6 protein-coding genes and 1 tRNA gene are annotated in these 7096 nt (G+C 69.2%); 5 read left to right on the forward strand and 2 right to left on the reverse strand.

Translation table 11 applies throughout. The features are described 5' to 3' along the window. Window positions 1–9: 9 nt before the first annotated feature. On the reverse strand, window positions 10–1392 hold the full coding sequence (locus BKN37_RS11000; protein WP_423212780.1) for an MFS transporter: 1383 nt from the start codon (window positions 1390–1392) through the stop codon (window positions 10–12). Window positions 1393–1406: 14 nt separating this feature from the next. Here BKN37_RS11000 and cmrA point away from each other — a divergent pair, with 14 nt between their 5' ends. Further along, window positions 1407–2213, forward strand: a complete 807-nt coding sequence (cmrA, locus tag BKN37_RS11005) for a mycolate reductase (protein WP_071025501.1) — start codon at window positions 1407–1409, stop codon at window positions 2211–2213. 3 nt (window positions 2214–2216) lie between these two features. Here the strand turns inward: cmrA and BKN37_RS11010 are convergent, their stop codons facing one another. Continuing rightward, window positions 2217–3800, reverse strand: coding sequence for a helicase HerA-like domain-containing protein (locus BKN37_RS11010; RefSeq protein WP_071025502.1), 1584 nt, complete (start codon window positions 3798–3800; stop codon window positions 2217–2219). Window positions 3801–3919: 119 nt separating this feature from the next. On the opposite strand from BKN37_RS11010, the gene orn reads away from it, so the two are divergent. The 4 genes from orn to BKN37_RS11030 all read left to right on the forward strand — a co-directional run. Next, on the forward strand, window positions 3920–4576 hold the full coding sequence (gene orn / locus BKN37_RS11015) for an oligoribonuclease (RefSeq protein ID WP_083341721.1): 657 nt from the start codon (window positions 3920–3922) through the stop codon (window positions 4574–4576). A gap of 55 nt (window positions 4577–4631) precedes the next feature. Beyond that, window positions 4632–4704 (forward strand) — tRNA-His (locus BKN37_RS11020). Between the two features lie 616 nt (window positions 4705–5320). After that, window positions 5321–6160, forward strand: coding sequence for a sensor domain-containing protein (locus BKN37_RS11025; protein ID WP_083341722.1), 840 nt, complete (start codon window positions 5321–5323; stop codon window positions 6158–6160). A gap of 73 nt (window positions 6161–6233) precedes the next feature. Continuing rightward, on the forward strand, window positions 6234–7096 hold an 863-nt coding region (locus tag BKN37_RS11030; protein WP_131823567.1), incomplete at its 3' end, for a serine/threonine-protein kinase.

Genomic DNA, 7096 nt, shown 5'->3' on the forward strand with positions numbered 1-7096 from the left:
GAGTAAACGCTACCGGCTGCCGCGCAGGTGCCGGTGCGGCGGAACGCGCACCGCCAGCATCGCCGCCAGGCCCAGGGCCAGCACCGTGCACAGCCCGCCCATGCCGGCGCGGTCGGCGTGAAATGCGTCGACGAACACCGAGAACAGCCACGGCGCCAGGAACGACACCGCGCGGCCGGTCATCGTGTACAGGCCGAAGGCCACCCCCTCCTTGCCGTCGGGCACCATCCGCAGCAGCAGGGTCCGCGCCGAGGACTGCGCCGGGCCGATGAACAGCGACAGCGCCAGCCCGCACACCCAGAAGGCCAGCGGACCCGACAACGCCATCAGCGCCAGGCCGGCCCCGATGATGGCGGCCAGCGATCCGACGATCACCGCCTTGGATCCGATCCGGCCGTCGAGGAATCCGCCGACCACCGCCCCCAGCGCGGCCACCACGCAGGCCGCCATCCCGAAGATCAGCACGTCGGCCTTCGACACCTGGTAGACGCTGACCCCGAGCACCGCGCCGAAGGTGAACACCCCGGTCAGGCCGTCCCGGAAGACGGCGCTGGCCAGCAGGTAGTAGGCCAGGTTGCGGTCGCGGCGCCATTCCGCGGTGATGTCCGACCACAGCTGGCGGTAGCCGTCCAGCAGGCCGGCCACCGGGCGCGGCGGTTCGGCCGGCGCGGGCAGCCGGTGCGCGGTGCGCAGCAGCGGCAGCGCAAACACCGCCATCCACGCCGCGGTCAGCAGCATCGCGGCCCGCACATTGACGCCGTCGGCAACCGGCAACCCCAGCCAGCCCCGGGTGGCGCCGTCGCCGACCATGAACCCCAGGTAGACCACCAGCAGCAGCGCCACGTCCCCGGTGTAGCCGGCCGCATAGCCCAGGCCGGAGATCCGACCGGAGGTGGCCGGGGTCGACAGCTGCCGCAGCATCGCGTTGTAGGGGACGGTGGCCAAATCGCCGCAGGCCGCGGTCGCCGCCAGCAACGCCAGCCCCGGCCACAGGTAGCCCGGCTGGTCTCGGATCAGGATCATCGCGCAGGTCAACGCCACCGCGAGCCCGGTGAACGTGGCCAGCGCCACCCGCCGCCGGCGCGGCGCGGCCACCCAGACCCCGATCACCGGCGCCAGCACCGCGACGGTCAACCCCGCCACCGCCAGCGACCGGCCCAGCCAGCTGGCCGGCGAGGCTCCGCCGGGCATGTCCTCGCCCACGCTGCTGGTCAAATACACCGAGAACACGAACGTCACCACGACCGCGCCCAGGCCGCTGGACCCGCAGTCCCACAGCACCCACGCCGCCACCGGGGATCGCCGCAAACCCCATGCGCGTACGGCCCACGCCGACACCCGGGATCGCTCGGATGTGCGCGAACCCGATCCCGGGTCACCCATGCTTGGCACTCTACGATTGGCGCATGCCGGTCCCCGCTCCCAGCCCCGATGCTCGTGCCGTCGTCACCGGTGCCTCACAAAACATTGGTGAGGCGCTGGCCACCGAGCTGGCCGCCCGCGGCCATCACCTGATCGTCACCGCCCGCCGCGAAGAGGTGCTCAACGAGCTGGCCGCCCGGCTGACCGACAAGTACGGCGTCATCGTCGAAGTGCGGCCGGTCGATCTGGCCGACCCCGCCGCCCGCGACAAGCTGTGCGCGGAGTTGGCCGGCCGCAATATCTCGATCCTGTGCGCCAACGCGGGCACCGCCACCTTCGGCCCGGTCTCGGGCCTGGATCCGGCGGGCGAGCAAGCCCAGGTGCAGCTCAACGCCGTCGCCGTGCACGACCTGACGTTGGCGGTGCTGCCGGGCATGGTGGAGCGCCGGGCCGGCGGCATCCTGATTTCGGGTTCGGCCGCGGGCAATTCACCGATCCCCAACAACGCCACCTACGCCGCGACCAAGGCGTTCGTCAACACCTTCAGCGAGTCGCTGCGCGGGGAGCTGCGCGGCGCCGGCGTGCACGTCACGCTGCTGGCGCCGGGTCCGGTGCGCGCCGAGGCACCCGACCCGGCCGAGGCGTCCCTGGTGGACAAGCTGATCCCGGACTTCCTGTGGATTTCCACCGAGCACACCGCCCGGCTGTCACTGGATGCGTTGGCGCGCAACAAGATGCGGGTGGTGCCGGGCGTGACCTCCAAGGCGATGTCGGTGGCCAGCCAGTACGCGCCGCGCGCCATCGTCACGCCGATCACCGGCCTCATCTACAAGAAGCTGGGCGGCGGGTAGCCGCTAGCGCCGGCGCCGGCCGGTGCCCATCATGCCGCGGGTGATTTCGCGGCCCATCGCGGTGCCGGCCGAGCGGGCGAAACTCTTGGCGGCGGGGCTGGAGAACAGGCCCTTGAACCACCGCCCGAACCGGCGCCACCAGCTCAGCTTCGGCTCCGGCGGCGCGGGTATTGCCGTGTCCTCGCCGGGCTCGGCCGACGCGTCGGCCGGCGCGTATTTGGCGGCCAGGATTTCGTAGGCCGACTCGCGGTCGATGGTCTTGCCGTAGCGCTCCTGCAGCGGGCTGGCCTGGGCGGCCGAGCGGATCGCGTCCGTGCCGATCGCGGCCATCAGGGAGCGGGGGGCGCGCAGCCGGGTCCACGCCACCGGGGTCGGGGCCCCCTTCTCGGAGAGCACGGTCACGATGGCTTCCCCGATGCCCAGCGACGTCAGCGCCGACTCCAGGTCGTAGACAGCGGTTTTCGGGTAGGTGCGCACCGTTTTGGTGAGCGCCTTCTGATCGTCGGGGGTAAACGCGCGCAACGCGTGCTGAACCCGGGCGCCCAGCTGCGAGAGCACCGCGTTGGGGACGTCGGTGGGCAGCTGGGTGCAAAAGAACACGCCCACGCCCTTGGAGCGGATCAGCTTGACGGTCTGTTCGACCTGCTCCAGGAACGCCTTGGAGGCGTCGGTGAACAGCAGGTGGGCTTCGTCGAAGAAGAACACCAGCTTGGGCTTGTCCACGTCGCCGACCTCGGGCAGCAGGGTGAACAGGTCGGCCAGCACCCACATCAAAAAGGTGGAGAACAGCACCGGGCGGGCGGCTTGATCGCCCAGCTCCAGCAGCGAGATCACCCCGCGGCCTTGCTCGTCGGTCCGCACCAAATCCTTGGGGTCCAGTTCGGGTTCACCGAAGAAGGTGTCGCCGCCCTCGGCTTCCAGGTTGACCAGGGCGCGCAAGATGACGCCGGCCGTCGCCGCCGACACGCCGCCGATCGACTTGAGTTCGGCCTTGCCCTCGTCGCTGGTGAGGCGGCTGATCACCGAGCGCAGATCCTTCAGGTCCAGCAGCGGCAGCCCCTGCTGGTCGGCCCAGTGGAAAATCAGTCCCAGCGTCGACTCCTGGGTGGCGTTGAGCCCCAGCACCTTTGACAACAGCACCGGGCCGAAGCTGGAGATGGTGGCCCGTACCGGCACCCCGATCCCGCCGGTGCCCAGGGATAGGAACTCCACCGGGAAACCGGTCGGCGCCCAGTCGTCGCCGGTCTCCTTGGCGCGTTCGGTGGTCTTGTCGTTGCCCTCCCCGGGGCGCGCCAAGCCGGACAGGTCGCCCTTGACGTCGGCCATCAGCACCGGCACGCCGGCCGCCGACAGCTGCTCGGCGATCACCTGCAGGGTCTTGGTTTTCCCGGTGCCGGTGGCGCCGGCCACCAGGCCGTGCCGGTTGATGGTGGCCAGCGGGATGCGGATCTGCGCACTCGGGTCGACGGTGCCGTCGACGACGACCGTGCCCAGCTCCAGGGCCTGGCCGCCGACGGCGTAGCCGCTGGCGATCTGCTGTGCGGGGGTCGCCGCCTTGTCGGCGGGCGGTGTCGATTCAGGGCTCATCGTGCCGCGTGTCCTCTCCCGATTGGTGCCCAACTAATGCTGGCAAAGCACGACACTACTTGGCTTGGGTGCCACCGCGACGGAGTTGCGCGCCGGTGAGCGGCTAACGTGGGGTCACTGTGAGCGCTGCGCGAGACGAACTGGTGTGGATCGACTGCGAGATGACCGGGCTCGACCTGGGCTCGGACAAGCTGATCGAGATCGCGGCCCTGGTCACCGACGGTGACCTCAACATTCTCGGCGAGGGTGTCGACGTGGTGATCCACGCCGAGGACGCCGCGCTGTCGTCGATGATCGGCGTCGTCACCGACATGCACACCCGGTCGGGCCTCATTGACGAGGTGCGGGCGTCGACGGTCGATGTGGCGACCGCCGAGACGATCGTGCTCGACTACATCCGCGAACACGTCAAACAGGCCAAGACGGTGCCGCTGGCCGGCAATTCGATCGCCACCGACCGGGGGTTTTTGGCCCGCGACATGCCGCTGCTGGACGCCTACCTGCACTACCGGATGGTCGACGTCAGCTCGATCAAGGAGCTGTGCCGGCGCTGGTATCCGCGGATCTACTTCGGCCAGCCCGCCAAGGGGCTGGCGCACCGTGCGCTGGCCGACATCCACGAATCGATCCGGGAACTGAAGTTCTATCGCAGCACCGCCTTCGTGGCGCCGCCCGGCCCGTCTACCAGCGATATCGCCGCGGTCGCGGCGGAGCTGGGGCCGCCGCAGGACGCGCCGCAGGGAAACGATTCGGCCGCGGAGCACCCCAGCGGTTAGTATCGACGTCGCCGCTGATACGGCTCCGCTTCGCCGGACCGGTTCGGTGGCGATGGTGGCTGTAGTTCAGCTGGTAGAGCACCAGGTTGTGATCCTGGGTGTCGCGGGTTCGAGTCCCGTCAGCCACCCCGAAGGTCGGAGGGTATTTTTGCCCTCTGACCTATTACTTTGTCGGACGCCTTCCCTCTTCCCTGGCCGTCCCACGTGTCGCGAGCCACGGGTCTGCGCGACGTAATCGTCGCCGGCGCTGGCCGTTCGAGGGGAGGGCAAGCGCCGGTCACGTCCCCCGGCTAGCGTGAGCGACGTCGGTCGCGCTGACGGTTCATGTCCTCGACCACTTCGGCGTGGAGACGTTCACGGGCGTCCTTGAAGTACTCAGCGGGGTTCGACACCATGCGTTGGGCACGGTCGTCAGGCTTGGGACTGATACGGACAGCCATGTTCGAGCTCCCCTCACGGCAGACCACCACTCTACGGTCCATTCATCTGAAATCTATGACGAAGCGCCGACATGTCGGCGTTTACCTGCACTTATGCCGTTGCGTCGAGCGCCGCCGCAAGCAGACCAGCGGGCACCCTGATCAGGTCCACGTCCCCGAAATCATCCGCTTGAGCGGAATCAACCGTCAGCATCCCGCAAGCGACATCGCCGGCGATGACAGGAGCAGAGATGAACGACAACCGGCAACCGCGAGGAGAGCCACGAAAGACAACGCGTAGTCGTAGCGGTCGTACCTCACGGCGATGAGACTAGATGCGGTCTACGACACTCATGGCGTCGTCCACTTGCTGCTCCCAGAGGCCGAGGGCGTGGGCAAGATGAACACCGTGAGACTCCGCTGGCGGACGCTGGCGCCGCTGCTGCTGGCCGCAGTGCTGGCAACCGGCTGCACCGTGGTGCGCGACGGCGCCGCGCGGCCCGCACCCGGCCTGGCACCGCAGCCGCTCACCGGGGAGGCCATCAAACGGGTCCTCCCCAATCAGCAACAGCTGGAGAAGCTGTTGAACCACCCGCTTAGCGCCAGCCATCTGTTTCCGCCGAAGTTCGGTGGCATCGACGAGATGCCCGTCGGGGTGTTGTCCGACCCCAAAACGTCGCCCCGCGAGTGCGCCGGGGTGGTGGCCCAGGCCCAGCAGGGCAGCTACCGGGGCGCGGCGGTGCAGAACTTCGCCTCGGAGCACTTCGCGCCCCCGACCGCCTCGACGGATATGGTCGGCGTGGACACCGCCGCGGTGAATTTGTCCACCCCCGCCGACGCCCAGGCGTTGTTCACGACGTTTGCCCAGCAGTGGTCGCGCTGTGATGGCACCACGGTGACCATCTTCGGCCGGAACGGCGACGCGCCGCAGGAGACGCGGGCGATCAGCAGTGTCAAGGCCACCGACGGGCTACTCACCGCGTCCGTACAGGCCACCAATATCGGCCAGCAGGTGACGATTCTTCGCCATCGGGCCCTCGGCGTCCGGGCGAACTGCATCGTCGAGGTCAACGTCGACGTGGATCCCTACTTTCTCGACTCGCGCAGCGCGTTTGCCAGCAGCGCCGCGGATATCGCGCGGCTGATGATGGACAACATCGGCTGATGGTGGACGCCGGGCGACTACGCTGTGACCTCGTGTCCGGGCCGCGCGTCGCCGCACGTGGGAGCCGGTGAGCATGCTCGCCGTCGGGTCAATGGTCGCCGGGTATCGGGTGCAGCGGGTGCTCGGCACCGGCGGCATGGGCACGGTGTACGTGGTGGCCAACCCGGAACTGCCGCGGCAGGACGCGTTGAAGGTGCTCAGCGCGGAGTTGTCCCGCGACCCCGAGTTCCGGTCGCGGTTCATCCGCGAGGCTGACGTGGCGTCCCGACTGGATCACCCCAACATCGTGTCCATCTATCGGCGCGGCGAAACCGACGACGGGCAATTGTGGATCGCGATGCAGTTTGTCGACGGCACCGACGCCGACGAGGCGCTCCGGCGCGGTCAGATGACCCCGCAGCGGGCCATCCACATCGCCGGCGAGGTCGCCAAGGCCTTGGATTACGCCCATCGACACCAGGTGATTCACCGCGACGTCAAACCGGCGAACCTGTTGCTATCCGGCCCGGTTGGTGCCGACGAACGGGTGCTGCTGGGCGATTTCGGTATCGCCCGGGCGCTCGATGACGTCAGCTTGACCGGGACGGGGGCGGTGATGGCCACCCTGTCGTATGCGGCACCGGAGATCATCGCCGGTGACCCGCCGGATGGGCGTGCGGATCTGTATTCGTTGGCCTGCAGCCTGTTTCGGTTGCTGACCGGGAAGACTCCGTTCGCCGAGGCGCACGGGGCGCCGGCGCTGATGATGGCCCACCTGCAGCAGCCGCCGCCGCGGGTCACCGATGTGGCGCCCTGGCTGCCGGCGGGACTCGATGACGTGATCGCGACGGCGATGGCCAAAGACCCGGCGCACCGGGTCGCTACCGGCGCCGGGTTCGCCGCGGCCGCCCCGGCGGCGCTGCACCGGCCCGGCTATCGCCACCCCGCACCCGCCCC

The organism is Mycobacterium talmoniae, from assembly GCF_001854525.1.
Classification (GTDB): domain Bacteria; phylum Actinomycetota; class Actinomycetes; order Mycobacteriales; family Mycobacteriaceae; genus Mycobacterium; species Mycobacterium talmoniae.

Excerpts from the sequence above, each read along its gene's own strand:
- cmrA (WP_071025501.1), top strand. The coding sequence starts at position 1,407 with ATGCCGGTCCCCGCTCCCAGCCCCGATGCTCGTGCCGTCGTCACCGGT.
- BKN37_RS11010 (WP_071025502.1), bottom strand. The coding sequence starts at position 3,800 with ATGAGCCCTGAATCGACACCGCCCGCCGACAAGGCGGCGACCCCCGCA.
- BKN37_RS11025 (WP_083341722.1), top strand. The coding sequence starts at position 5,321 with ATGAGACTAGATGCGGTCTACGACACTCATGGCGTCGTCCACTTGCTG.